Below are 529 nucleotides of genomic sequence, written 5' to 3'. Positions count from 1 at the left end.
GCGCGTACCGGCTTGGGCAGCGCGCAGGCGAGCAGCCGGTCGAGCCAAGCCTCGGCCTGCGGGCCGGTGATCTCGTAGCGCGAGAAGGCCGATATATCGAGCAGGCCGACACCTTCGCGCACTTTGCGGCATTCCTGTGCGACAATGTCGAAGGCGTTGGAGCGCTTCAGCGTCGGTGTCTCGACGAAACCTTGCGGCGCGAAATAGAGCGGCACTTCCATGCCCCATGAATTGCCCCAGCGCGCGCCGGCGGCATCCATCGCGTCATGCGCGCCGGCCGTTTTCAAGGGCCGTCCCGCCGGCAGCTGCTCGTTGGGATAGCTCATGACGAAGCGGCGCGAATAGAACTGCCCGGTGGTCTGCCTGATGTATTCGCGGTTGGAGGCGAAGTCGCCATAGCGGGCGATGTCCATGCCGTAGACATCGGCTTCCGGCTCGCCATGGATCATCCATTCGGCCAGCGACTTGCCGACGCCGCCGCCTTGCAGGAAACCGGCCATGACGCCGCACGCCACCCAGTAATTGGGCA

General features: G+C 65.2%; 1 pseudogene. It reads right to left on the bottom strand.

What is annotated here, in order from left to right:
• Positions 1–529 (bottom strand): annotated as a pseudogene (locus EN750_RS38320) (glycine cleavage system protein T); the annotation flags it as partial.

Origin of the sequence: Mesorhizobium sp. M7A.F.Ca.ET.027.03.2.1, assembly GCF_003999175.1 — a bacterium.
Taxonomy (GTDB): Bacteria; Pseudomonadota; Alphaproteobacteria; order Rhizobiales; family Rhizobiaceae; genus Mesorhizobium.
Note: the sequence above shows the minus strand (reverse complement) of the source record. Positions and strands in the feature narration are given on the sequence as shown.